The organism is Novosphingobium pokkalii, assembly GCF_014652855.1.
GTDB classification, from domain to species: domain Bacteria; phylum Pseudomonadota; class Alphaproteobacteria; order Sphingomonadales; family Sphingomonadaceae; genus Novosphingobium; species Novosphingobium pokkalii.
The window spans coordinates 123,225-147,660 of the sequence record NZ_BMZP01000009.1; the positions used below are offsets into that span (position 1 = coordinate 123,225).

Sequence of the window (24,436 nt, forward strand, 5' to 3'; positions counted from 1 at the left end):
GCCACAGTGCGCCTAAATCGCCCAGCCCTTTACATGGGTTAGCCCGGCGAAACCGCGATGCCCCGGCCGCGCCATTGCCGCCAGCCGAGCACCGCGAGCACGACCAGCGCGGCATAGAGCCCGGCGGTGAGCCACAGCCCCTTGAACACGAACATGCCGACGTAGATCACGTCGACCACGATCCACAGCAGCCAGTTTTCCGCATGGCGCCGCGCCGCCCAGACTTGCGCGACCAGGCTGAAACTGGACAGCGCCGCATCCATCCACGGCAGCGCCGCATCGGTATAATGGCTGGTGAACCAGCCGATCGCCATGGCGCCGACCGTCCCCGCGCCCAGCCCCAGCACAAGCGAGCCGCGCGGCAGGGCGGCGACGACAACGTCTCCGGCAACGGGCATGCCCTGACGGCGGCTGCGCCACCAGGCCCACCAGCCATAGACCATGGCCAGCCCGAACAGCGCCTGGAGCACCATGTCGGCATAGAGCTTCACGTCCAGGAACAGCTTGAAATAGAGCGCGCAGGCCAGGATGTTGACCGGCCAGCACACCATCAGCCGCCGCGCCGTCAGCCAGATGCCCAGCAGGCTCACCGCCACGGCAACCCATTCCAGCATGCTCATAGGCTCGCACCCCCGGCAATCGCGGCCAGCAGGGCCTGTCCCTCCGACCCCCGAAACCACGCCGCATGGCCCAGCAGATAGCCCTGCCAGGCCAGCGCCGCATCGGCCTGGCGGCGCACCGTGCCGGCGAAATAGTCCACTTCGGCCAGCGCGAATTCCACATGGGCCAGCGGCAGCAACCGGGCCAGCAACGCACGATCGGCAGCATCCAGCGGCGCCTGGCTGGCATAGCCTGCCAGCAGGGCGCGCGCATCGGCGATCTGCGCGAGGTTCTGGCTGCCGCTGTCCAGCTCCAGCCAGCGCACTGTGCTGCGTTCCAGCGCGATGGCAAGGTCAAGCAGGGCAAAGCCCCGGTCGGCCAGCCCGAAATCGAGCACGGCGGCAATCGTGCCCGCCGCCGTCCATGTCAGGTTCGAAGGATGCCAGTCGTTGTGCGTCCACAAGCTCGGCCGCGCCTGCAAGGCGCCAGCCACGGCGGGGGCATCGTGCCGGGCAAGCACCTCGGCCAGTTCCTCCTGCCACGGCCGCCCGGCCACCCAGTCGGCCAGCGCGGGCCGCGCCGCCACATAGTCCACCGCCGCGCGCAGCGGATCGCCAGACCCAAGGATCGTCGCGCTGCTCACCAGGGGTTCGGCCGGGCGCGCTGGGGCGGCATAGTCGGCCGCTGCGCGATGCAGCCGGGCCAGGGCCGCGCCGGCGGCATGGGCATGGGCCTCGCTGTGAAACGGCGTCCACGACGGAGCGTCGCGATAGAGATCATCGCCCGGCGCCACGGGATGCGCTTCCCACACCCAGTCGCCCATGGCCAGCGCCGTCTGGCCTTGCGCATCGGCCAAGGGGCGCACCACCGGCTGGCCATGCTCGGCCAGGTGACGCAGGAACGCATGCTCTGCGCCCAGCCCGGCCACGCTGCGCACGGTATGATGGTGGCGCTTGAGGAACAACATGCCGGCGGCGGTTTCCACCAGCGTGGCGGCGGAAAACGGGCGCGGGCTGTGCCAGGCGAGGCGCACCGGCACCCCCGCCTGCGGCCAGCGCGCCAGCACGGCGCTCGCCTCGGCCAGGGTGATCGGCGGCCACGACGGCGCCTCCAGCGCCGTGCCCATGCCGTGGACCTGATGCGCGCCGCTGCTCAAAATTGCCGCGCCAGCGTGACCATGAACGCGCGCCCGCTGCCGATGTAATAGGTCGGCGCCGATCCGGTGATCACCGTGCCGCCCGTGCCCACCGTGTCGCGCGCCGCCGGGGTCACCGCCTGCACGCCCGACAGCACGTGCGGATCGGTGACGTTGATCGCGTTCACGCGCAGATCGGTGCGCTTGCCGTCCAGCCAGCCCGCCAGATGCACGCCGATCGACAGGTCGAGCGTGGCATAGCCGGGAATGCGCTCGTCATTCATGAACGTGGCGAACTGCGGCCCCAGGTATTTCATCGCCAGGCTGCCGAACAGGCGCGTGTCGTCATAGGTACCGCCCAGCGCAAACTGCCATTCCGGGCTGGAGACCGCCACTTTGCCCGCCGTGGGCAGAAAATCGCCATCCGCGGGCAGGTTGTCCTTGATCCGCGCATGCAGCCATTCGCCCGAGGCATAGAGGCTCATGCCCGCCAGCGGGCGCCAGTCCACTTCCCCGTCCACGCCCCAGGATTCCTGTCGCCCGCCGTTCAGCGTCGTGTTGACCAGCGCGCCGTTCACATTGGCCATGGTCGCCACCAGCCGGTTGCGGAAGGCATAGTGGAAGGCCGTGGCCGAGGCCGAGAGGTTGCGCCCCTGCCAGCGCCAGCCCAGTTCCTGCGCCAGCGAATATTCGTTCTTCAGCGCCGTGGTGCCGACCGAAGCCACGCCGCCATAGCCATCATAGGTATCGTAGAGCGTGTATTCGTCCGGCGCGCGGAAATTGGTGGTCACATTGGCAAAGACCTGCTGTCGGTCGGTCAACTGCACATGGAGCGCGGCGCGCGGCAAGGCGGCAAAGCTGTCGAAATGCACGCGCCCCTGCGTGCCCGGCAGGTTGTTGCGCCCGGCATGCAGCAGGTCAACGCCCTTGAAGCCCAGGTCGAGCGTCACACGCGGGGCCAGCGCGATGCTGTCGGCCAGGAAGAACGCCTTGGCCACGGTGATCGTCTTGGTATCGGCCAGCGAGAACAGCCGCCCATCGGCGGTGTGCACCGCCGGCCCGTCGTGGCCCCAGCCGTCCACCGGATCGCCATTGGCATTGAGCGGGGTAAAGCTTTCCACCACGCGGTCGCTGCCATAGTCGAGCCACAGCCCGGCGGTGAGCGTGTGGGCGCCGCGCGCCAGGGTCAGCCGCAGGGTCTGCCCGGCGCGGGTCTGTTCACCCAGCCAGTTGCCCAGCACGTTCACCGTGCCGCCGTTTTCCAGGCCCGAGAGCTTGAGCGGCGCATCGAGCGCTTGGGTGCCGAGATAGGTGCCGGGGTAATAGCCATCCGGCCCGATCGAGGCGCCATAGGGCGAATTGCCATAGCCGAACTGGAGATAGCTGGTGGCATCAAGCGTCAGCCCGGTGCCCAGCGCCAGATGCACCGGCGCGGCGAAATAGAGATTGCGAAACGGCTGGCGATAGAGGTTCCAGTAATTGAGATCGCCGCTGCCATAGCTGGCCGCAAGGTTATAGCCGCGCCCCTGCGCCTGCCAATCGGCTAGGCTTGGGCTGCGATAGGTGGAATTGCTGGCATCGTTGTACGAGACCGCAAGGCTCGCGGTGTTGCCGTTGCCCCATTCGCCCATGATCTTGGCATCGATATGCTGGCGCTTGTCCACGCCGGGGCCGCGCCAGTTGTCGGCGCGGTTGTTGGAATAGGACACGAAGGCGCGCAGCGGGCTCTGCCCCAGGTTGCCGCTGTCCACCCGCACGAACACGCGGCGTTCGTTGAACGAGCCGAGCGAGGCATCGGCCAGCACGCCGAAATCGCGGTGCGGCGCATCGAGGCTGAGCGCGAGCAGGCCGCCCACGGCATTGACCACCGGAGAGGCGATATCGGCCGAGCCCTGGCTCAGTTCCACCCGCGCAATGTTTTCCGGATCGGCGAACTGCGCCGGATAGGCCACGTAATAGCCGATATCGTTCTGCGGCGCGCCTTCCATGGTCACGCCGATGGCATCCTGGCCCAGCCCGCGCAGGGTGAGGCTGGACGAGGTGGAGAGGCCGAACGGATCGGTGCTGGCGACATTGGCGCCGGGCAGGATGTTGACCAGTTGATAGGCGTTGAACGTCGCCGCCTGCTTTTCGATGAACGCCGCGCCGATCGCGCTGACCGCCTTGGGCGCAGCGGTATCGGGCAGCAGGCCTTCGGGATCGGGATGGCCGATCACCCGGATCGGGCGATTGCCGTCTGCGTCTGCGCTCTCGCCATCCGGCGCGGCGTGCGCCAGTTGGGGCACCAGGCCCGCCACGGCCAGGGCCAGCGCGGACGCCAGCATCGGGGCCGCGCCCATCCCGGCCCATCTGCGCCCGCTCCATCTGCGCGTCGTGCCGATCATCCCTGTCACTCTTTCTTTCATCGTGCTGCAAAGGGCGCGCGCCTACACCCTTATGCGCCGTCGTGAAAGCACGGCCTTGCGGGAAACGGGGCAGGCCGGTCAGGCAGGTCTGCGTTCGTACCAGCCGCGCGTGGCTTTCACCATGCCCACGATCGAAAGCATCACCGGCACTTCCACCAGCACGCCCACCACCGTTGCCAGCGCCGCGCCCGATTGCAGGCCGAACAGCGATACCGCCGCCGCCACGGCCAGCTCGAAGAAGTTGGACGCGCCGATCAGCGCGGCGGGCGCGGCCACGCACCAGGCCACGCCCAACCGCCGCGACAGCCAATAGGCCAGCGCCGCGTTGCCATAGACCTGGATCAGGATCGGCACGGCCAGCAGCGCGATGACCAGCGGCTGCCCCACGATCGCCGGACCCTGGAACCCGAACAACAGCACCAGCATGGCCAGCAGTGCCACCAGCGACGCCGGCCCCAGCGCGCGCAACAGCCGGTCGAGCAACGCCTGCCCGCCGCGCGCCAGCATGGCCCGGCGCAGGATTTGCGCGGCGATCACCGGCACCACGATATAGAGCAGCACCGAGAGCAGCAACGTGGCCCAGGGCACCTGCACCGCCGCCACGCCCAGCAGCAGGCCGACCAGCGGCGCGAACAGGAACACCATGATCACGTCGTTGAGCGCCACTTGCGACAGCGTGAAAGTGGGCTCGCCATCGCACAGGTTGGACCAGACGAAGACCATCGCCGTGCACGGCGCCGCCGCCAGCAGGATCAGCCCGGCAACATAGGATGGGCCCTGCCCCGCCGGCAGCCAGGCGGCAAACAGGTGGCCGATGAACAGCGTGCCGAGCAGCGCCATCGAAAACGGCTTGACCGCCCAGTTGATCAGCAGGGTGACGCCCACCCCTTTCCAGTGCTGCCGCACCGCGCCCAGCGCCGCGAAATCGATCTTGAGCAGCATCGGCACGATCATCAGCCAGATCAGCGCCGCCACCACCAGATTGACCTGCGCCACCTGCGCCGCAGCGATCGCGGCAAACAGGCGGGGCAGCGCCTGCCCGAGCAGCACGCCGGCGGCGATGCACAGCGCCACCCACAGCGACAGATAGCGTTCGAACAGGCCCACCGTTCAGCCCACCCGCTCACCGGCGGCATCGATCACCACCTGCCCGTCTTCCTTGGCGAACGGTCCCTGCTGCGCAGCCGGCAGCAGATCGAGCACCGCTTCGGACGGGCGGCACAGCTTCACGCCGAGCGGGGACACCACCAGCGGCCGGTTGATCAGGATCGGACAGGCGATCATCGCGTCGATCAGTGCCGCGTCCGGCAGGGCGGGATCGTCGAGCCCCATCTCGGCATAGGGCGTGCCCTTTTCGCGCAGCAGGGCACGCGGCGCGATGCCGGCGCGCACGATCAGTTGCGCCAGCATTTCGCGCGTGGGCGGGGTCTTGAGATATTCGATCACGTGCGGTTCGATCCCCGCATTGCGGATCATCGCCAGCGTGTTGCGCGAGGTGCCGCATTCGGGGTTGTGATAGATGATGATATCCACGCTCACGCGGGGTCCTTTCCACAGCAGGGCGAAAGCGCCGCCACCAGCGGCGCGCAGAGCGCGGCATTGCCCGCGCAGCAATCGGTGACGAGAAACAGCATCAGCGCGCGCAGCGCGTCGAGATCGGCGCGATAGCGGATCGTGCGGCCCTGCCGCTCGGCTCGCACCAGCCCAGCGCGGGCCAGGATGCCGAGATGGGCCGACATGGTATTTTGCGGCACGCCCAGTGCGCGCGCCACGTCGCCAGCCGGCAGCCCCTCGGGCTCGTGCCGCACCAGAGTGCGAAACACGTCGAGCCGGGTGCCCTGCGCAAGCGCACCCAGGGTCGCGATGGCCGATTCGTTTTCCATATATCCAGATTAATGGATATGTCCGTGATAGCCAGCCCGAAAATGCATGGCGGCATAACGGGCCGTGCCTCTGGATAGTGGCCGCCCGGATACCCATAGAGGACGCCGCTGCCCCTTGCGGGTTCAACGGAGTTTCCCCCTTTGTCCGATATTGCCACCTTCCCCGACATTCTCGCCACGGCTCGCACCCGCCACACGGCCAAGGCCTATGACCCCGCGCGCCGCATCAGCGATGCCGACATCGCCACGCTGGAAGAGCTGTTGCGCTTCAGCCCGTCGAGCACAAACCTCCAGCCCTGGCATTTCATCGTCGCCGGCACGCCAGAGGGCAAGGAGCGCGTGGCCAAGGCCGCGCAGGAGCGCTTTGCCTTCAACGCCAAGGGCATCCGCGATGCCTCGCACGTCGTCGTCTTTGCCAGCCTGATCGATGCCACGCCCGAACACATCGCCCGCATCACCGCGCAGGAAGAGGCCGATGGCCGCTTTGCCCCCGATCCCGAAGCGATGAAGGCCCGCGTCCATGCCGGGCGCCTCACGTTCTCGGGCCTGCACAAGTATGAACTGCGCGACCAGCAGCACTGGCTGGACAAGCAGGTCTATCTCAACCTCGGGCAGTTCCTGCTAGGCGCGGCCACGCTGGGGATCGATGCCACGCCGATGGAAGGCATCGACACGCGCGTGCTCGACGCCGAATTCGGCCTGCGCGAAAAGGGCTTCAACAGCCTGTTCGTGGTGGCGCTGGGCTATGCCGACAAGGACGCCGACTACAACGGCCGCCTGCCCAAGTCGCGCCTGCCGGCAGACGCAATCATCACCCGCGTCTGAGCCGAAGGCAACGCAAGGGCCTGCCACACAGGCCCTTGCGCAAGCCTGCGCGATTGCCGATGGAACCAACATCGGCATGATCCACAGACACCGCCCATTCCTTCTTCGCCCGCGCAGCGGGGCGCTGGCCTTGGCCGGCCTGCTCGCGCTGGCCGCCGCCACCGCCGCGAGTGCACCTGGCTCGCCAGAAGCTGCGCCTCCCCCGCCCCGCCCTGCCCCAGCTCTTCCGGCCGCGCCGCCCGCCTGGATGCACCGCGCCTGGACCGTGCGGGATCGTGCCCCGCGCTTCGTCCAGTCGCTGGCGCAGGATCGCGACGGATTCCTGTGGGTGGGCAGCGTCGAAGGGCTGTTCCGCTTCGATGGCACCACGTTCCAGCCGGTTGCCCCGCCGCCCGGCCACCCCCGCGCCGCCACCGCAGTCAGCGCGCTGGCCGCAGCCCCCGATGGCGCGGTGTGGCTGGGCTATGCCGGTGGCGGCGGCATGGCGGTCTATCGCCATGGCCATATTGAGGATGCGGGCAAGCCCGGTGATGCCAGCGAGATCACGCGCATCGTCATCGGCCCGGACGGAGAGCCGTGGATCGGCGCGGGCGACGGCGATCACGCCGTCTATCGCCACACGCCCACCGGGTGGCAGGCCGTGGCCCCGGCGATGCTCGACGCCAGCGAAGGCGAGCCGCAATTCACCTCCGCCCAAGGGGAGCTGTGGTTCAACACCTGGAACAGTGGCCTGTTTCGCGGGCGCCCCGGCCCCGGCCCGTTCCGCGCGCAGCCCTGGCCGGTCGGCCGATCGAGCGGCAGCGCCCTGGTTCAGACGGCAGACTCTTCACTCTATCTGATCGACCGCTCCGGCCTGCGCGCGATTTCCGCGACCCGGCCCGGCCCGGCGCAGCGCGTGATCGTGCCTGCCACCGCCCTGCCACCGGCCAATTTCTATCGGGCCGTGGCCGATCCGTTCGGGCGTATCTGGGCCACGACCTACCTTTCGGGCGTGGTGGCGATATGGCCGCAGAGCGGCGCAGTGGAACGCATCAGCGAAAGCGACGGGCTGACTTCGGACCGCGCCTCGCCGATCCTCGCCGATCGTGACGGCAATGTCTGGATCGGCACCGAGCGCGGGCTCGATCGCTTTTCCCCCACACCCTTGCGCAGCCTGGCGCAGGTTGGCGCCCCGGCACCGACCGGCCTGGTCGCCACCGCGCTGGGCGCGCGGGCCTATCTCGGCAATGGCCGCACGGTGTTCGCCCTCGATCCCGGCCAGGCACCACGCCGCCTGGCCACGCTCGACGATTTCGTCATGGGCCTGTGCGCCGGGGCCAACGGCGATGTCTGGGCGCTGGAGCACAACCGCGCCGTGGCGCTGGCCGGGCCGCATCGCGGGCAGGCAGCGCCCCTGCCCCGGTCGGTGGTGGAAATGTTCGATTGCGCCGTCGCCCCCGATGGCACGCTGTGGGTCAGCGGCAGTGGCCTGGGCCTGATCCGGCGCACCGCCACGGGCTGGGCGCCGCTGCCGATCGACTCCCCGCTCGGCGCGCCGCGCAGCCTGGCCTTCGACAATCAGGGCCGCTTGGTGATGATCCTGGGACGGCGCGGCCTGGCGCGATTGGAGCGTGGCAAGCTCACCATCTGGGACGGGCGCCAGATCGGCTTCGAGCGCCCCGGTTCGCTGACCGTGCGCGCCAACGATGTGCTGGTGGGCGGCACCACCGGCCTCTTGCGCCTGACCGACAAGGGCATGCAGGTGCTCGACGTGGCCGATCACCCCTGGCTGTTCGACACACGTGGCATCATCGCCACCGGCAACGGCACCACCTGGCTGCTCGGCTATCGCGGGTTGTCGCGCGTCGCCACCGCCGCGCTGGACGGTGCCTTTGCCGCACCGCGCCGGCCGATCCCCCACACCACGTTCGATGACGATGATCGCCGCATTGCCCTGCCCCAGCCGGGCGCGGGCGAGCAGATGGTGGCCGATGGCGGCGGCCGCGTGCTGGCGCTCACTCGCTCCGGGGTGCTGGAAGCCCTGCCCTGGTCCAGCCCGCTGCCCGAGGCGCCCTATCGCCTGTTCGTGCGCGCTCTGGAGGCGAACGGCAACGAGATTGCCGCGAGCGGCGCGCCCGTGCTGCCGGTCGGCACCACGCAGGTCACCATCCGCTATGGCGTGCTCGATCTGGCCACGCCCAGCCAGCGCCGCTTCCGCGTGCGGCTGTCCGGCCTGGATGAAACCTGGGCCGGCAACGGCACGGCGCAGGACATATCCTATGCCAACCTCGCCCCCGGCGCCTATCGCTTTGAAGTGCAGACCACCGATCGCCAGGGCGCCTGGCAGCCGCAGGGCGCGGCGCTGGCCTTCACCATCCGCGCCGCGTTCTGGCAGACCACCTGGTTTCGCCTGGCCGTGGCGGCGGTGATCCTCGTGCTGGCCCGTGCGCTCTATCTCCAGCGCACCCGCGTGCTGCTGGCGCGGGCGCGGGCCAAGCGCGAGGGGCAGGTGGCGGAACGCGAGCGCATTGCCCGCGAATTGCACGATACCTTGCTGCAAGGCGTGCAGGGCCTGATCCTGCGGTTCCAGGCCGTGGCGACGCGCGCTTCGCTCGATCCGGCCACGCGGGCCGAACTCGATGCCGTGCTGGAACGGGGCGATGATGTGGTCGCCGCCGCCCGCGACCGGGTGATCGATTTGCGCGCGCAGTCGGCCGCTGCCGTCGATCTGGGCCAGGCACTGGCGCCGCTCGCCACGCAAGGGTGCGCCGATACGCAACCGCCGCCCGTGGTGCTGCGCATCACCGGCAAGCCGCGCCAAGTGGCCGCCGGCGTGGCAGAGGAATGCCTGGCCGTGGCGCAGGAAGCGGTCGAGAATGCGCGGCGCCACGCGAGTGCCCAGACCATCACGGTGGCGCTGCATTTCGGCCCGTGCGACCTGATCCTGCGCATCAGCGACGATGGCGTGGGCTTTGCCGGTGCGCCATGCGGCGCGGAGGGGCATTTCGGCCTGGTCGGCATGCGCGAGCGGGCCGGCCGCCTGCGCGCGCGGATCGATATCCGCAACGGCGCGCAGGGCGGCGCGGTGGTGCAGTTGCGCGTGCCCGGCCGCACCGCCTATCGCGCGTAGCGGTCAGTCGCGCGGATCAACTGGTCGAGAATGCCCGGCTCGTTGAAGGCATGGCCGGCGCCATCCACCAGATGGAACTCCGCCTCGGGCCAGGCCTGGTGCAGCGCCCAGGCGAACTGCACCGGGCACGGCATGTCATAGCGGCCATGCACGATCGTGGCGGGAATGTGCCGCAGCCGCCCCACGTCGCGCAGCAACTGGCCCGGTTCCAGCCAGCAGCGGTTGACGAAATAGTGCGTCTCGATCCGGGCGAAGGCCAGCGCGAAATGCCCGTCATCGTGCTGCGCACTGTTGGCCGGATCGGGCAGCAGGGTGATCGTCTCGCCTTCATAGAGGCTCCACGCCCGCGCCGCCGCGATCCGCTGCTCCAGCGGCCCGGTGGTCAGCCGCCGGTGATAGGCGCCCAGCATGTCGCCGCGTTCTTCGGGCGGGATCGGCGCGGCAAAGCGCGCCCACTTGTCGGGAAAGATCTGCGGCACGCCGAACTGATAGAACCAGTCCGCCTCTTCGCGCGTGCCCAGATAGATGCCGCGCAGCACCAGGGCGCTCACCCGCTCGGGATGGGCCTGGGCATAGGCTAGCGAAAGCGTGGAGCCCCACGATCCGCCGAACACCAGCCATTGCTCCGCGCCGGTCAGCGCGCGCAGCCGCTCCATGTCGGCCACCAGGTGCCAGGTGGTGTTGGCCTCCAGCTCGGCATGCGGGGTGGATCGGCCGCAGCCGCGCTGGTCGAACAGCAGCACGTCATAGCGCGCCGGATCGAACAGGCGGCGATGGGTGGGCGAACAGCCGCCGCCCGGCCCGCCATGGACGAAGACCGCCGGCGTCGCGCCGGGCGTGCCACAGCGTTCGTAATAGACCTGATGCCCCTCGCCGGTGTCGAGCAGGCCGGTTTCATAGGGTTCGATTTCGGGATAGAGTGTGCGCAGCATGGCGCCTTGTCGCGCTCCCCGGCGGTTAAATCAATCCACCCATTCGCGCGCCAGATGGCGGCTGCCCGCGAGCAGCAGCAGCGCCGCCAGCACATAGAAGCCCAGCCCGATCTGAATCGCCTGGCGCAGCGCATCGTTGCCGAAGTGCGGCGTCAGACTGTCTGACAGGGTGCCGATGGTCAGCGCGCCCAGCCCCACCCCGATCAGGTTGTTGATCAGCAGGAACGCGGCAGAGGCGGTGGCGCGCATCGGCGCGGGCACCAGATGCTGCACCGCCGTCAGGATCGGGCCGAGCCAGATGTAGACCAGCGCCTGGGGCAGCAGGAACAACCAGAACGCCAGGGCCGCGCCGCCCGCATGCAGCCCGGCGACGAACAGCGGCACCCCGGCCAGGAACGAGAGCGCCGGCACGCGGGCATAGGCCGCGCGGCTGCGCGTGCCCAGCCAATCGGCCAGCACGCCGCCGGCCAGAACCCCCGCCGTTCCCCCCAGCAACAGCAGCAGGCCAAAGAACTGCGAGGTTTCCACCAGCCCCAGCCCGAACGAGCGGCGCATCAGCGAGGGCAGCCAGAACGCCAGGCCATAGCCCATCATCGAGCACGAGGCCGCACCGAACGCGAGCAGCCAGAAGCTGCGCTTGGCGGCCAGGATCGCCAGCACCGCGCGCATGGCCGGCGCTTCGCCCTCGCCGGGCCGCCGGGGATCGCGCACGGTCCAGGCAAACAGCGGCGTGAACGCCAGGCCCGCCAGCCCCACCGCCAGGAACGCCGCACGCCAGTTCACCGCCGCCGCGACATAGCCGCCCAGCAGGATGCCCGCTGCCGAGCCCAGCGGAATGCCCAGCGAATAGATCGCCAGCGCGCGGGCTCGCTGCTGCGGCGCAAAGGTATCGGAAATCAGCGCATAGGATGGCGCCACCCCGCCCGCCTCACCCACGCCGACGCCCAGGCGGCAGGCAAACATCGCCCAATAGCCCGAGGCCATGCCGCACAGCGCGGTAAACGCGCTCCACACCGCCAGCGAAGCGGCGATCACCGGGGTGCGTCCGCGCCGGTCGGCCAGCCAGGCCAGGGGCAGGCCCATGGTGGAATAGAGCAAGGCAAAGGCAAAGCCGCCCAGGGCGCCCAGTTGCGTGTCGCTCAACCCCAGATCGGCCTTGATCGGCCCGGCCAGGATGCCCAGAATCTGCCTGTCGATGAAATTGAAGGTATAGACCACCAGCAGCATCGCCAGCACGAAGGCTGGCCGGCGTGTCAGGCGCCGGGACGCGGGCGGGTTGTCAGCATCGGGCATCTCTCTCTCCCCAGTGAGCGCGGCCCCATTGAGCGTGGGGTGGCCTTGGCTGTAGCTTGCGCTCTTGGCCGGTTCCGGCTTAATAGTGAAAAATGAATCACGCTTCAATTTAGAAAGCGGCTGTCGATGGCTGAAACCCGGATTGCTCCTGCGCCCCCTGCTCCCCCGAGCGCGTCTGCCCCGCGCCCATCCAAGGTGCCCAAGACCGAGCGTGGCCGCCGCACCTTGCGCGCGCTGCTCAATGCCGCGGCCGAGGAATTCGGTGAAAAGGGCTTTCACGATGCCGCGATCAGCCAGATCACCGCGCGCGCCGGTGTCGCCACGGGCAGCTTCTATGTCTATTTCGACAGCAAGGAAGCGATCTTCCAGGCGCTGGTGCGCGATCTTTCGGGCCAGGTGAAGGATTTCGTCGGCCCCAGCATCGCTGCTGCCCCCAACCAGCTTGCCGCCGAAACCGCCGGGCAGCTCGCCTATCTCAACTTCGTGCGCCAACATAAAGAGATCTACCGCATCATCGACGAATCCGAATTCGTCGATCCGGCCGCCTACCGCGAACACTACACCAATTCCGCCGCGCGCATCGCCGCCCGGCTGGAAGCCGCAGCCCAGCGTGGCGAAATCAGCCCCGGCAACAGCGAAGTGCGCGCCTGGGCGATCATGGGGATGAACGTGTTCCTGGGCCTGCGCTTTGGCGTGTGGGGCGACGAGCCACCCGAAAGCGTGGTGCAGGAAACCGGCCGCCTGCTCGCCCATGGCCTGACCCCGCCCGCCGCCACGGACACCCCGGCATGAGCCTGTTTGCAGAGCGCACCTGGACCGCACCCGATGGCCTCTCTCTCTTCGCGCGTGACTATGCCGCCGCGCCCGGCCCGGCGCGCCTGCCGGTGGTCTGCCTCCACGGCCTGACCCGCAATTCGCGCGATTTCGAAGCGGTGGCGCCCTGGCTCGCCGCGCGCGGTCGCCGCGTCCTCGCGCTCGACATGCGCGGGCGGGGGCAATCGGCGCGCGACCCGGAGGCGCGCTATGACATCGCCACCTACACCGCCGACGTGATCGCCCTGCTCGATGCGCTGGGCCTGGCCCGCGCGCTGTTCGTGGGCACGTCGATGGGCGGGCTGATCACCGTGGACCTCGCTACGCAGCATCCGGCGCGCGTGGCGGGCGCGGTGATCAACGACATCGGCCCGGAACTGGCGCCACAAGGACTGGCGCGGATCGCCGGCTATGTCGGCAAGGGCGAGCCCCTGCCAGATTGGAACGCGGCGGCGCGCGCCTGTGCCACGCTCAACGCCGATGTCTTTCCCCACTATGGCGCGGCGGACTGGATGGGCATGGCCCGCCGCCTGTTCCGCGAAGAGGGCGGCATGGTCATCGCCGATTATGACCCTGCCATTGCCCAGGCCTTTGGCCGGATCGTTGCCGATCCCGATCCCTGGGGCAAATGGCATGCCTTTGCCGCGGCGCGCCCGGTCCTGCTGCTGCGCGGCACCCAGACCGACCTGCTCGAAGAGCGCGTTGCCGAGGCGATGGTCGCGGGCAAGCCGCGGGCCCGTTTGGTGCCCGTTCCCGGCATCGGCCATGCCCCGATGCTGGACGAACCGGCCGCGCAAGCCGCGCTCGCAGACTTTCTGGCGCCCTTGCCCTGAACGCCTGCCCTTGTTGCCCGGGAAACAATGCGCCGTGCCCGGGTTGGTGCGGCAATGTCAGGCAAAAGGGCAGCGGGCGTGGGCGCACCAGCAGGCAATGCAATCGATCTCGGCCCCGGTGCGCCGGCGACAGGCGACGCCCGGCGGGCGCGCCGCGCGCTGGCAGCGCTTAACTTCTTCATGGCCGACATGCAGGCCGGCATAGGCCCGTTTCTGGGCGTGTTCCTGCAACAGCGCGGCTGGCAGACCGGCCCGATCGGCACGGTGATGACCGCCGGCGGGATTGCCGGCATGGCAATGACCGTTCCCGCCGGCGCGTTCATCGATCACACGCCGCACAAGCGCTGGGTGGTGGTGATCACCGGCATCTGCACGGTGCTGGCCTCGTTCCTGCTGCTGTGGTCGCAGGCCTTCGTGGTTGTCGCCGGCAGCCAGGTGGCCACCGCGATTGCCGGCGCGGCAATCGGCCCGGCGGTGGCCGGGATCACGCTGGGCGTGGTGCGCCAGCGCGGCTTCAACGCCCAGAATGGGCGCAACCAGGCGTGGAACCACGCCGGCAACATGATCGGCGCCGGCCTGTCGGGCTGGCTCGGCTGGCGCTTTGGCATGCCGGCAATCTTCTTCCTCGCCGCCGCGTTCGGCGTTGTCGCGATCATCGCGGTCCTGTCGATTCCCGAACGCGCGATCGACCACCGTGCCGCGCGCGGGCTGGAGCATGATCACGCCGCGCCGGATGATCCCGGCACCGGCGATGGCCAGGCCGAAGGCTTTCGCGAACTGTTGCGCAACAAGCCACTGCTGATCCTGGCCGCTGCCCTGGCCTGCTTCCATCTCGGCAATGGCGCGATGCTGCCGCTTTATGGACTGGCCGTGGTCGGCATGGGCAAGGGCGATCCGGCGATGTTCACCGCCACCACGGTGATGGTGGCGCAGGCGGTGATGATCGTGGCCAGCCTCGTGGCGATGAAGCTCGCTGATCGGCGCGGCTATTGGCTGGTGCTGCTGATCTCGTTTGCCGCGCTGCCCTTGCGCGGCGTGCTGGCCGGCACCTTCATCGAACATTGGGGCGTCTGGCCGGTCCAGGCGCTGGATGGCATCGGCGCGGGCCTGCAAAGCGTGGCCGTGCCGGGCCTGATCGCCTGCCTGCTCGATGGCACCGGGCGGGTCAATGTCGGCCAGGGCGCGGTGATGACCGTGCAGGGGGTGGGCGCCAGTCTCTCTCCCGCGATCGGCGGCTGGCTCGCGCAGATGCTCGGCTATCACGCGACGTTCCTGATCCTGGGTGGTTTTGCCCTGGTCAGCCTGGGCCTGTGGATCGGCTTTGCCGCCACGCTGCGCCCGGCTTGCGCGACTGGCGCATCCCGGCCATGAGCGCCGCCATGCCAAGTGCCAACGGCGCCATCTGGGCCATCGCCACCCTGTCCACCGCCGGCGTCATCGCACGCCCGATGCGCTGGCCCGAATGGATCTGGGCGGTCACCGGCGCCGCGCTGCTGGTGCTCACCGGGCTGCTGCCGGTGGCGGACGCCGGCACCGCCATTGCCAAGGGGCTGGACGTCTACCTGTTCCTCACCGGCATGATGCTGCTGAGCGAGGCGGCGCGCCAGCATGGCGTGTTCGACTGGATCGCGGCAGCCGCCGTCAACCACGCCCGTGGCTCGCGCGCGCGGCTGTTCACGCTGGTCTATGCCACCGGCTCGCTGGTCACCACGTTCCTGTCCAACGATGCCACGGCGGTGGTGCTGACCCCGGCGGTTTTCGCCGTGGCGCGCCAGGCCCGCGCTGAGCCACTGCCGCTGCTGTTTGCCTGCGCGCTCATCGCCAATGCCGCCAGCTTCGTCCTGCCGATCTCGAACCCGGCCAATCTCGTGCTCTATGGCGGGCACATGCCGCCGCTCGGCCCCTGGCTCGCGGCTTTCGCGCTGCCTTCGCTCGCCGCGATCGGCGCCACGTATGCGGTGCTGCGCTGGACCTTCCGGCATGACCTGCAAGGCCCCTGCGCCGCGCAGGTCACCCGGCCCTCGCTGTCGCGCGCCGGAAGGGCGGCCTTGCTCGCCATCGCGCTCACCGCCAGCGTGCTGATCGCCGCCTCCGCCCTCGACCAACCGCTTGGCCTGCCCACCGCGCTTGCCGGAATCGTGGCCGCCATCGGCGTTTCGCTTCGCGCCCGGCAATCGCCGCTCGCCTTGGCGCGCCAGGTCTCATGGGGTGTGCTGCCGCTGGTCGCCGGGCTGTTCGTGCTGGTCGAGGCGCTCGACCGGATCGGCACGATCCGCGCGATCGCCTATATGCTGTCGCAGGCCGCCGCCGATCCGCACCGCGCCGCACTCGCCGCCGGAACGGTCCTGGCGCTGGCGTCCAACGTCATGAACAATCTCCCCGCCGGGCTGGTCGCGGCCGGCGCGGTCGGCCTTGCCCAGCCGCCGCGCGTGATTGTCGATGCGCTGCTGATCGGCGTGGACCTGGGGCCGAACCTGTCGATCACCGGCTCGCTCGCCACGATCCTGTGGCTTCAGGTAATCCGCCGCGAAGGGGAAGACGTGGGCTTCTTTCCCTTCCTGAAGGTTGGCCTGCTGGCTATGCCCCCGGCCCTGGCGCTGGCACTGTTGTGCCGGGTGTTGATGGGTTAGCCGGAAAAGGCGCGATCCAGCCACGAAGACGCCAGGCGCGGCCACTGCCCAGCCGGCGCATTGGCCGGGCCAATGCCAAAGCCGTGGCCGCCTTCCTCGAAGAAGTGCGCTTCCACCGGGCGTCCCGCCGCCTGCATCGCCTCGATGAACAGCGTGCTGTTCTGCCACGGCACCGCCGGATCGTCGAAGGCATGGGCGACCAGCACCGGCGGCGTCTGCGCCGTGACATGGCGCGCAGGCGAACGCCGGGCGACCAGCGCCGCATCGGGATGATCGCCCAGCAGCCGCGCGCACGACAGCGCGTGGGTATAGGGCGGCTCCATGGCGATCACGGGATAGAGCAACGCGCCGCAGGCTGGCCGCGCGTCCAGCCGGTCAATCGCGTCCTGCGCCGGGAACAGCGCTTCGCCAAAGCCGGTCAGCAGCGACGCCGCCAGATGCCCGCCCGCCGAAAAGCCGATCACGCCCACCTGCGCCGGATCCAATCCGGCCGATCCGGCCGCCTCGCGGATCACCCGCATGGCGCGCTGGGCATCGGCCAGCGGCACGTCGGCGCGGGGCGTCCAGCCTTCGCCGGGCAGGCGATAGACCAGCACGAACACCGTATAGCCCAGCGCGGTGAAGGCATCGGCCACATCGAGGCCCTCGTTGCGCACCGACACGAACGTATAGGCGCCGCCCGGCACGACCAGCAGCGAGCGGCCATTGGCCTGGCGCGGCCGGAACACGCGCAGCTCCGGCACGGCCACGTCGGTCAGGAACGTGGCCGCCAGGTCTGCCGCCCGCCCCGCCGGGTGGAACGTGCCGCCCGGTGCCGCGCCCGGCCACAGCCGCACCGCTTCCGCCGCTTGCCAGCGCGCCGGCAGCGGGCTGGCGCCGATCGGCGTCTGCAACGGCGGACGGACGTCGCCGGTGGCAGCGCTGGCCAGGCCGGGAGGAAGGACGCCGGCCATCAGCGCGCTTCCCGCCGTGGCCAAGAGCCTCCGCCGATCGATCGCATGGTCCATCGCCCTCCCTTCCGCATGATTGCCCAAAGGCCTCAATACTTGAAACCGATCCGCACGCCATAGGTGCGCGGCGGCGCATAGCTGGCCGTGGTCGAGCTCCACACCGGGGTCACCACCGTGGGAATGCGGCGGTCTTCCAGGTTGTTGACGAAGAAATTGACGTAGGCATGGCCGCTTGCATCGTCAAACTGAAGGTTGAGGTCGGTCTTGGTATAGCCATCGATCAGCCCCTGCGCGATGTTCTGCGCGGTGGCATAGCTGTGGGTCTGGTAATAGAAATCCACCGCCGGGGTGATCTTCGCCCCCGAATTCAGCGTGAAGCTGTGCGAATAGCTGGCGCGCGCGCTGAACGTGGGCGCGTTGGGCAGGCGCTTGCCCGAATTGTCGGTCGTCGCCGCAGTGATCGCCGAATAACCCAGCAGCGGCGCGAAGATGTTGTACATCGTGTCGGCATAGAGCAGCCCATCGGGCGTATCGGCGAAGCTGAGGAACTTGGCATCCATGACCGAGATATAGCCCGAGAAGCGGTCGGCCGACGTCGGCCGGAACGTGGTTTCCAGCTCCAGCCCGCGAATGCGCGCCTTGGCGGCATTGGTCGTCACCGCAATCGGCCCCTGCACCGGATCGACGATGATCGTCGAAACCTGCAAGTCCTTGTAATCCATCTGATAGGCAGTCAGGCCCACAAACAGGCGGTTGCCCAGCAGGTTGGCGCGCAGGCCCGCTTCATAGTTGGTGACCGTTTCGGGCGCATACTGGCGGAACCCGGCCGGGTTGGTGCTGGCCTGCAAGCCGCCGCCGCGATAGCCGGTGGACACCGAGGCATAGCCGATCACGTCGGGCGTGATATCGGCGTCCAGGCCGATCTTCCAGTTCACCTTGCTGAACTTGACCGCCGGGCGATTGCTGTCGTCGGTATAGGCAAGCGGGGTGGATGACGTGGGGCAGGTGGTGGCGCTGATGTTGCTGCGCGTCACCGTATCGCCGGGGCAAACCAGTTGCTGCTCGCGCGAGAACACGGTGTCCCAGGTGGAACGCAGGCCCAGGTTGATGCGCAGGCCCGATACCGGCTTGATCGTCGCCTGGCCGAACAGGGCCTTGGACCGGCTGCCCGTGCCGGAATAGGTGTTGACCACGTCGACCGCGCTGATCGTGGAAATCTCGTTGCCGGTGCCGGCATATTTGGCGCCGAAGATGTTGTAGACGCTGTTGAACGGCGCGGGTGCGGTATTGCCGGCGTGCAGCAGGCGCTGGCCCGAAGGCTGCTTGTCTTCCGAGATATAGGCGCCGGCGACCAGCTTGAGCGGGCCGCTTTCATAGTTCACGTCCAGTTCGTGCGACCAGGTCTGCATGCGCTGGTTGAGGTATTCCTGAGAGAACACCCCGGTCGAGGCAGTCACGCCGTTGTTCTTCAGCTCGGAATAGCCGGCCAGCCAGGTGAGGCTCAGCGCGTTCGACGCGCGCCACACCATCTTGGAGCGGACATCATAGCTTTTCACCGCCTGGCGATTGGCCGTGACCGTATCCAGCCCCGGATTGACCGCGTCGCTCTGCACGATCACGCCCTTGCCAAACGTGCCTGCCTTGAGATCGGCATCGGGATAATAGGTGTAGTTGCGCAGATAGACGGCGGGCACCGTGCTGTTGTTTTCACCATAGGCGCCCGAAACGCGCCAGCTCAGCGTCGGCGTGATTTCCCACTTGGCGGTCACGCGCGTGCCGAGCAGGTCGGTCTTGTCGAACCGGTCGGCCTTGAACTGCGGGCCATAGCCATCGTTGACCTGGTGGAACGCGGCAATGCGGATGCCGAAAGTGTCGCTGACCGGCAGGTCGATCGCCGCCTGGGCGCGAATATCGTTGAAGCGGCCATATTGCACGCTGGCGCTGCCGCCATAGGTGCGGCCCGGATCGGCGGTGTTGATGTTGACCACGCCCGCGGTGGCATTGCGGCCATAGACCGTGCCCTGCGGCCCGCGCAGCACTTCGACCGAGGCAATGTCGAACACCGCCATGGTCAGCGCGGCGGAAAACGGGTTGTAGATGCCGTCGATCTGGGTGGCGACGGTGGAATAGCCGCTGAAGCCGTTGTTGCTGCCGATGCCGCGAATGGCAAAGCCGTTCTGCGACAGCTTGAGCGAAGGCACGGTGGTGGCCAGTTGCTCGCCGGTGGTCAGGCCCTGGCGATCGAGCAGGCCCTGCGCGACCACGCTCACCGCGATCGGCGCCTTGCTGATGCGCTCGCTGCTCTTCTGCGCGGTCACCACGATTTCGGCGGGCATGGAATCGGTTGTGCCAGCAGCCGCAGTGGGCGCGGCTTCCTGTGCCAGAGCCGGCGTTGCCAGTGCGACGATGCCGGCAGTGGCCAGCAAAAGGGTGCGATGGGTCATGGTTCTCTCTCCCTGTGCAATCGGTGCTGCGGCGGTTCACCGCCGGCGATTCGGCCTTACGCCTACGCCATTGCACGTCATTGCGCAATCGATTGCGCATGAAAATACGATCGATTGCATCGCCCCGCCTGACCGACGGCGCTGTCAATCGGCAGGAAAGGCGATCAGGTCGATTGGCGCAGCAACAGGCGCGGCTCGATCCGCACCGAGGCAGCCTCTTCGCCGGCAATGCGGCGCATCAGCAGGTCGACCATGATGCGCGCCCCTTCGCGCAGTTGCTGGTCGATCGTGGTCAGCGCCGGCACCAGGTGCCCGGCAATCGGCAGGCCGTCATAGCCGATCACCCGCATCGTGCCCGGCACGTCGCAGCCCATTTCGGCCAGGGCCTTGAGCATGCTGGCAGCGGTCACGTCCGCGCCGGCCACGATCCCGTCGGGCATCGTCGCCAGGTTGCCCAGATGGGCGGCGAGGTCGCGATAGGCCGCGTCGGGTTCGAAATGCGAAGGCAGTTCGATCGGATCGGGCAGGCCGGCCGCCGCCAGCGCGGCGCGCACGCCGGCCAGGCGCTCGCCGAATTCCACGCCCTGCCGCGGACCGGCATAGGCCAGCAGCCGGCAGCCCCGCGCGATCAGGTGCTCGGCCGCCATCACGCCGCCGCGAAAGTTGTCCGATCCCACCGCGCAATGGCGCTGCCCGGGCATTTGCCCGCCCCACACCACCATCGGGCGATAGCGGCGGGCAACGCTTTCGATCACGTGGTATTGATCGGATTGCCCGATCACCAGCAGCCCGTCGACCCGGCCCGTGCCGATATAGCGATCAAGCCAGCGCTCGTCGTCGGGCAAGACCCGCGACAGCAGCAGGTCATAGCCATGCTCGACCAGGGCATCGGCAAGAAAGCCGATCATGGTGTTGAAGAACGGGTCCGACAGGTGTTGCAGCGCATCGTGCCCCATCGGCACCAGCACGCCCACGGTCATGGTGCGCTGGGTGCGCAAGTTGCGGGCAATGGCATTGGGCTGATAGCCCAGCTTCTCGGCCAAGGCAGCGATGCGAGTGGTGGTCTCTTCGCTCACCCGCCCGGTGCCGCTCAGCGCGCGCGACGCCGTGGCGGTGGAAACCCCGGCCAATTCGGCAAACTGCTTGAGATTCATGTCGTCCGTTTCATGGTGTCGCCTGGCGATCGGCACCATGGCGCCAGCGCCAGGCCCAAGCAAGGGCGCACCAGGGGATTACCCTTGCGCAAAGGCCCGGCGCAGCGCGGCAAGCCGGCTTTCGATCAAGTGCCGCGACGGCGCCGCATCGGGCACCACGCGATCGAACCCGTGATAGGCGCCGGGCACCACCAGCAATTCGGTCGGCACCCCGGCATCGGTCAGCCGCCGTGCATAAGTGATGTCCTCGTCCACGAACAGGTCGATCCCGCCCACCGCGATGAACGCGGGCGCCAGGCCGCCCAGCCGCGCGCACCGCGCTGGCACGCCAGCGGCCGGAACCTGACGCGATCCCGGTTCGGCACCCAGGAAACTCGCCCAGCCAAAGCGATTGGCCTGCGTGTCCCAGCCCAGATGGCCAACGCCGGGTGGCGGCGTCACCGTGCTGCCGGTGCGATCATCAAGCATCGGATAGGTCAGCGCCTGCAAGACCAGCGGCACCTCGCCGCGATCGCGCGCCCGGATCGCCAGGAGCGCTGCATGGCCGCCGCCCGCGCTTTCGCCCATCACCGCCAGCCGCGCGCGATCGACACCCAGCGCCTCGGCCTGATCATGCAGCCAGCGCAGGCTGGCATAAGTCTCGTCCAGCGAACGGGTAAAGCGCGCCTCGGGCGCCAGGGTATATTCCACGGTCACGATCACGCAGTCGAGCGCATGGGCAAAATCCTGGAGATAGCCACGCTCGGCCTTGGCCGTGCCCGCCACGAAGCCGCCGCCATGGGTATGCAGGATCGCCGGACGCGGGCCGCCGCCGGGCCGCTTGCCGGCGTTGATCACATAGACCGTCACGTCAGGAATGCCCGGCCCCACCGGCACCTTGCGCTCTTCCACCGGCACATCGGCGCGCAGCGGCCCGGCCATCGCTGCCCCACCCTCGCGCAGGATCGGCAGGCGCGCCGTGGTGAGCGGAGAGAGCTTGGCCCCCATCGCCAGCACGATCTGCGCCCCGGCGCGCAACTGCGGGTCCACGCCCGCCAGCGGATCGACCGGCGCCGCCAAGGCGCGGCCCATGCCCAGCCCGCCCGCAAGCCCGCCAGCCAGACCAGTGGCGGCAACCAGGCCCGCCTGGCGCAAAACCCCACGCCTGTCGATCATCATCCTCTCCTTGCCGGATCTATCCGGGGCATCTTGCACAGCGGCCCCAACTGCGCAATCGTTTACTCAGTTGTCGTCACCGCCTGAAAGGACTGTCATGCTCCCGCTCCGCCTTGCCGCGCTTCCTGTCGCCATGCTTGCCCTTCACGCCACCAGCCACGCGGCCACACCGCCCGTGCTCGAACCCGCCTTTCGCGCCCACGTGCTGCTGGGCGAATCCCTTGACGTGGGGCAGACCCCGCGCGGCGGGCGCAGCCTGGTGCGGATCACCGGCGGCACGGTGGATGGGCCGATGCTGCACGGCGCGGTGTTGCCCGGCGGCTGGGACTGGCAGCTCCACGGCGCGGGCGGCTGCATCGAACTGCACGCAGACTACATGCTCAAGGCCGACGACGGCAGCGTGATCAACGTGGTCAACCACGCCAAGGCCTGCCCCGATGCAACGGGCAAGCAACCGCAGATGGTCGGCATGCCGATGTTCGAGGCGCCGCTGGGCCGCAATGCCTGGCTCAACAGCGGCGCCTATGTCGCCACGATCACCGGCGGCAGCGATCCGGCACACCCGGCCGTGGACATTGATGTGTACAAAGTGCGCTGATCAGCGCGCCGCCTTCACTGGCACTTTGGGTGGCAGGGCGCAGGCCGTCACGCCGCCCTTGGTGCGGGCCACCAGGGGATAGCGGCACAGCGGCCGCTCCCGTCCCGGCCAGGGCGTGGCCGGCCCCGCCTTCGCCGCCAGAGCATCGGGCGCGCGGCCCTTCTCCACCCAGTCTGCCAGCGCGCGCAGCGCGTCATAGCGGTCGGTGGCGGGGCCGCCGGCACAATGCGCCATGCCCGGCACCGGGAACACCCGGGCAAAGCCGGCCGCCTGGCCGCCGCTATGGCGATCGAGCGCGCGCCACCAGGCCAGCGTGTCATTGAGCGAAAACACCGGGTCAGACGCGCCATGCGGCACGATCAGCCGCCCGCCGCGCGCCCGGAAGCGATCGAGATCGGGCTCATGCGCGCCCACGTCCTGCCAGGCCGAGCGCGGCCAGCCCGGCGCGGTCGCCATGATCGCGGCGGCACCCTGCGCGGGCACGAAGGCCTTCTGCGCGGCCAGCATCGCATCGGGCGCCGGCGGCGCATCCCCCGGCGGCGTGGCGAACAGCACCAGGCGCGAAGGACCGCCCAGCACCACGTTGAGCGCGGGCACGCGGCCATCGGCGCTGCCGGTCATCCAAATGCGCCAGCCCGGATCGAACCAGCCGGCATCCCAGCCAAAACCGGGATAGATCTGGTGGCCCGCCGCATCGCGCACGCCATCGTGAACCCGCTCCAGCGCCACGACTTGCGCTGCGCTCAGGCCCGCTGCGCGCAACCGGGGCACCACCAGCGCGCTGGTGCACCGCGCGCCATCGGCCACGATGCCATCCTGCGCGCCATCCAGCCCGTCGCAGGCCGCCAGGATCGCCTGGCGCACCCGCGCCCCGTCTTCCACCGAAAACGCCGTGGCCAGGTTGGCCACCGTCGGCGCCTTGCCTTGCGCCGCCAGCACGCCGCCGAAAGCCTGGGTGTTCCATGCCTCGGCCAGCGCGGCACGCGGCAGGGCAAAGCCGGGCGCTGCCGCAACGATGCCGTTATAGAGGTCTGGCTCGCGCTGGGCCAGCACCATGCCTTCCTGCCCGCCCTTGGAACAGCCCATGAAATAGCTGAACCGGGGCGCCTGCCCGTAATAGGCACCAATAACCGCCTTTGCGGCCAGCGTCACCGGCCGCAGCGAAGCGCCACCATAATCGGCGCGGGCTTGGGGATCGCGGGCAAAGGCGACCAGGCCGCCGCGCGCCGGATCGGCATTGGTGGCGTTGTCGTGGCCCGAATCCTGCGCCATCACCGCATAGCCCTGGCTCAGCGCCGAAGGCTGGTCCATCGCGGTCATGCCGATGGCATCGCCTACCGTGCCATTGGTGCCGCCACCCCCCTGCATCAGGAAGCGGCCATTCCACGCTGCCGGCAGCCGCACGCGGAAACGGATGGCATAGTCCTGCCCGTCGATCCCCTTGCGCTCGTGCAGGATGCCCTGCACTTCGCAGTGCGCCGGCAGCGCCACCTGCACCGGCGGCGCATCGGGCTGCGCCAGCAGCGGCACCGTGGTGCCGGCCGCACGCCAGGTGGCCGAAACGATCCGCGTGCCTGCCTCGGGCCAGGCCACCTGACCGGCCTTGGCCAGACCAGTGCAACCGGTCTCATCCGCCGCGGCGTGCGCCATGGGCGCGAGGGCAAATACCGACAGGCC

20 protein-coding genes are annotated in these 24,436 nt (G+C 69.1%); 7 read left to right on the forward strand and 13 right to left on the reverse strand.

The window, feature by feature from the left end:
• Window positions 1–38 precede the first annotated feature (38 nt).
• From pnuC to IE191_RS11600, 6 genes are all read right to left on the reverse strand, one after another.
• Window positions 39–620, reverse strand: a complete 582-nt coding sequence (gene pnuC / locus IE191_RS11575) for a nicotinamide riboside transporter PnuC (RefSeq protein WP_191324514.1) — start codon at window positions 618–620, stop codon at window positions 39–41.
• Complete coding sequence (locus IE191_RS11580) at window positions 617–1,759, reverse strand: phosphotransferase enzyme family protein (protein WP_229815292.1); 1,143 nt, start codon at window positions 1,757–1,759, stop codon at window positions 617–619. The genes pnuC and IE191_RS11580 overlap by 4 nt, the downstream gene beginning before the upstream one ends.
• Complete coding sequence (locus IE191_RS11585) at window positions 1,753–4,059, reverse strand: TonB-dependent receptor (protein ID WP_229815275.1); 2,307 nt, start codon at window positions 4,057–4,059, stop codon at window positions 1,753–1,755. Before IE191_RS11585 ends, IE191_RS11580 begins: the two co-directional genes overlap by 7 nt.
• A gap of 159 nt (window positions 4,060–4,218) precedes the next feature.
• Window positions 4,219–5,247: an ACR3 family arsenite efflux transporter gene (gene arsB, locus IE191_RS11590; protein ID WP_191324516.1), complete on the reverse strand. Its 1,029-nt coding sequence runs from the start codon at window positions 5,245–5,247 to the stop codon at window positions 4,219–4,221.
• Window positions 5,248–5,250: 3 nt separating this feature from the next.
• The gene (arsC, locus tag IE191_RS11595; protein WP_191324517.1) at window positions 5,251–5,679 is read right to left on the reverse strand and encodes an arsenate reductase (glutaredoxin); all 429 of its coding nucleotides are present in this window, start codon (window positions 5,677–5,679) and stop codon (window positions 5,251–5,253) included.
• The gene (locus tag IE191_RS11600; RefSeq protein WP_191324518.1) at window positions 5,676–6,023 is read right to left on the reverse strand and encodes an ArsR/SmtB family transcription factor; all 348 of its coding nucleotides are present in this window, start codon (window positions 6,021–6,023) and stop codon (window positions 5,676–5,678) included. Before IE191_RS11600 ends, arsC begins: the two co-directional genes overlap by 4 nt.
• Window positions 6,024–6,164: 141 nt before the next feature.
• Here IE191_RS11600 and nfsB point away from each other — a divergent pair, with 141 nt between their 5' ends.
• Together nfsB and IE191_RS11610 are read left to right on the forward strand one after the other, a co-directional pair.
• On the forward strand, window positions 6,165–6,848 hold the full coding sequence (gene nfsB / locus IE191_RS11605; RefSeq protein WP_191324519.1) for an oxygen-insensitive NAD(P)H nitroreductase: 684 nt from the start codon (window positions 6,165–6,167) through the stop codon (window positions 6,846–6,848).
• A gap of 76 nt (window positions 6,849–6,924) precedes the next feature.
• Window positions 6,925–9,957, forward strand: a complete 3,033-nt coding sequence (locus IE191_RS11610; protein WP_191324520.1) for a sensor histidine kinase — start codon at window positions 6,925–6,927, stop codon at window positions 9,955–9,957.
• On the opposite strand, the gene pip is transcribed toward IE191_RS11610, so the two are convergent.
• Window positions 9,945–10,889 carry a prolyl aminopeptidase gene (gene pip / locus IE191_RS11615; RefSeq protein ID WP_191324521.1) on the reverse strand — a complete coding sequence of 315 codons (945 nt, stop codon included), beginning with the start codon at window positions 10,887–10,889 and terminating at the stop codon, window positions 9,945–9,947. The genes IE191_RS11610 and pip overlap by 13 nt on opposite strands.
• A gap of 30 nt (window positions 10,890–10,919) precedes the next feature.
• Window positions 10,920–12,182 (reverse strand): spinster family MFS transporter, encoded by a 1,263-nt coding sequence (locus IE191_RS11620; protein ID WP_191324522.1) that lies wholly within the window; start codon window positions 12,180–12,182, stop codon window positions 10,920–10,922.
• Window positions 12,183–12,308: 126 nt separating this feature from the next.
• On the opposite strand from IE191_RS11620, the gene IE191_RS11625 reads away from it, so the two are divergent.
• The 4 genes from IE191_RS11625 to IE191_RS11640 all read left to right on the forward strand — a co-directional run bounded on the left by IE191_RS11625 (window position 12,309) and on the right by IE191_RS11640 (window position 16,458).
• The gene (locus IE191_RS11625) at window positions 12,309–12,974 is read left to right on the forward strand and encodes a TetR/AcrR family transcriptional regulator (protein ID WP_191324523.1); all 666 of its coding nucleotides are present in this window, start codon (window positions 12,309–12,311) and stop codon (window positions 12,972–12,974) included.
• On the forward strand, window positions 12,971–13,828 hold the full coding sequence (locus IE191_RS11630) for an alpha/beta fold hydrolase (protein WP_191324524.1): 858 nt from the start codon (window positions 12,971–12,973) through the stop codon (window positions 13,826–13,828). Before IE191_RS11625 ends, IE191_RS11630 begins: the two co-directional genes overlap by 4 nt.
• Window positions 13,829–13,906: 78 nt before the next feature.
• Entirely contained in the window at window positions 13,907–15,199 is a 1,293-nt protein-coding gene (locus IE191_RS11635; RefSeq protein ID WP_229815277.1) for an MFS transporter, read from the forward strand.
• Between the two features lie 8 nt (window positions 15,200–15,207).
• Window positions 15,208–16,458 carry an arsenic transporter gene (locus tag IE191_RS11640; RefSeq protein ID WP_191324525.1) on the forward strand — a complete coding sequence of 417 codons (1,251 nt, stop codon included), beginning with the start codon at window positions 15,208–15,210 and terminating at the stop codon, window positions 16,456–16,458.
• Here IE191_RS11640 and IE191_RS11645 read toward each other — a convergent pair.
• The 4 genes from IE191_RS11645 to IE191_RS11660 form a co-directional block, all read right to left on the reverse strand.
• Complete coding sequence (locus IE191_RS11645; RefSeq protein ID WP_229815279.1) at window positions 16,455–17,411, reverse strand: alpha/beta hydrolase; 957 nt, start codon at window positions 17,409–17,411, stop codon at window positions 16,455–16,457. The genes IE191_RS11640 and IE191_RS11645 overlap by 4 nt on opposite strands.
• A gap of 86 nt (window positions 17,412–17,497) precedes the next feature.
• Window positions 17,498–19,852 (reverse strand): TonB-dependent receptor, encoded by a 2,355-nt coding sequence (locus tag IE191_RS11650; protein ID WP_191324527.1) that lies wholly within the window; start codon window positions 19,850–19,852, stop codon window positions 17,498–17,500.
• Between the two features lie 164 nt (window positions 19,853–20,016).
• Window positions 20,017–21,006 (reverse strand): LacI family DNA-binding transcriptional regulator, encoded by a 990-nt coding sequence (locus IE191_RS11655; protein WP_191324528.1) that lies wholly within the window; start codon window positions 21,004–21,006, stop codon window positions 20,017–20,019.
• A gap of 78 nt (window positions 21,007–21,084) precedes the next feature.
• Complete coding sequence (locus IE191_RS11660) at window positions 21,085–22,161, reverse strand: alpha/beta hydrolase (protein ID WP_229815280.1); 1,077 nt, start codon at window positions 22,159–22,161, stop codon at window positions 21,085–21,087.
• A 97-nt stretch (window positions 22,162–22,258) separates the two neighbouring features.
• On the opposite strand from IE191_RS11660, the gene IE191_RS11665 reads away from it, so the two are divergent.
• Complete coding sequence (locus tag IE191_RS11665; RefSeq protein ID WP_191324530.1) at window positions 22,259–22,759, forward strand: DUF3237 domain-containing protein; 501 nt, start codon at window positions 22,259–22,261, stop codon at window positions 22,757–22,759.
• Here the strand turns inward: IE191_RS11665 and IE191_RS11670 are convergent, their stop codons facing one another.
• Window positions 22,760–24,409, reverse strand: a complete 1,650-nt coding sequence (locus tag IE191_RS11670; protein ID WP_229815282.1) for a tannase/feruloyl esterase family alpha/beta hydrolase — start codon at window positions 24,407–24,409, stop codon at window positions 22,760–22,762.
• Between the last annotated feature and the right edge of the window lie 27 nt (window positions 24,410–24,436).

Excerpts from the sequence above, each read along its gene's own strand:
- pip (WP_191324521.1), bottom strand. The coding sequence starts at position 10,889 with ATGCTGCGCACACTCTATCCCGAAATCGAACCCTATGAAACCGGCCTG.
- IE191_RS11640 (WP_191324525.1), top strand. The coding sequence starts at position 15,208 with ATGCCAAGTGCCAACGGCGCCATCTGGGCCATCGCCACCCTGTCCACC.
- IE191_RS11610 (WP_191324520.1), top strand. The coding sequence starts at position 6,925 with ATGATCCACAGACACCGCCCATTCCTTCTTCGCCCGCGCAGCGGGGCG.
- pnuC (WP_191324514.1), bottom strand. The coding sequence starts at position 620 with ATGAGCATGCTGGAATGGGTTGCCGTGGCGGTGAGCCTGCTGGGCATC.
- IE191_RS11655 (WP_191324528.1), bottom strand. The coding sequence starts at position 21,006 with ATGAATCTCAAGCAGTTTGCCGAATTGGCCGGGGTTTCCACCGCCACG.
- IE191_RS11630 (WP_191324524.1), top strand. The coding sequence starts at position 12,971 with ATGAGCCTGTTTGCAGAGCGCACCTGGACCGCACCCGATGGCCTCTCT.
- IE191_RS11625 (WP_191324523.1), top strand. The coding sequence starts at position 12,309 with ATGGCTGAAACCCGGATTGCTCCTGCGCCCCCTGCTCCCCCGAGCGCG.
- IE191_RS11650 (WP_191324527.1), bottom strand. The coding sequence starts at position 19,852 with ATGACCCATCGCACCCTTTTGCTGGCCACTGCCGGCATCGTCGCACTG.
- IE191_RS11670 (WP_229815282.1), bottom strand. The coding sequence starts at position 24,409 with ATGGCGCACGCCGCGGCGGATGAGACCGGTTGCACTGGTCTGGCCAAG.
- IE191_RS11585 (WP_229815275.1), bottom strand. The coding sequence starts at position 4,059 with ATGCTGGCGTCCGCGCTGGCCCTGGCCGTGGCGGGCCTGGTGCCCCAA.
- IE191_RS11660 (WP_229815280.1), bottom strand. The coding sequence starts at position 22,161 with ATGATCGACAGGCGTGGGGTTTTGCGCCAGGCGGGCCTGGTTGCCGCC.
- IE191_RS11645 (WP_229815279.1), bottom strand. The coding sequence starts at position 17,411 with ATGGCCGGCGTCCTTCCTCCCGGCCTGGCCAGCGCTGCCACCGGCGAC.
- IE191_RS11665 (WP_191324530.1), top strand. The coding sequence starts at position 22,259 with ATGCTCCCGCTCCGCCTTGCCGCGCTTCCTGTCGCCATGCTTGCCCTT.
- IE191_RS11620 (WP_191324522.1), bottom strand. The coding sequence starts at position 12,182 with ATGCCCGATGCTGACAACCCGCCCGCGTCCCGGCGCCTGACACGCCGG.
- IE191_RS11600 (WP_191324518.1), bottom strand. The coding sequence starts at position 6,023 with ATGGAAAACGAATCGGCCATCGCGACCCTGGGTGCGCTTGCGCAGGGC.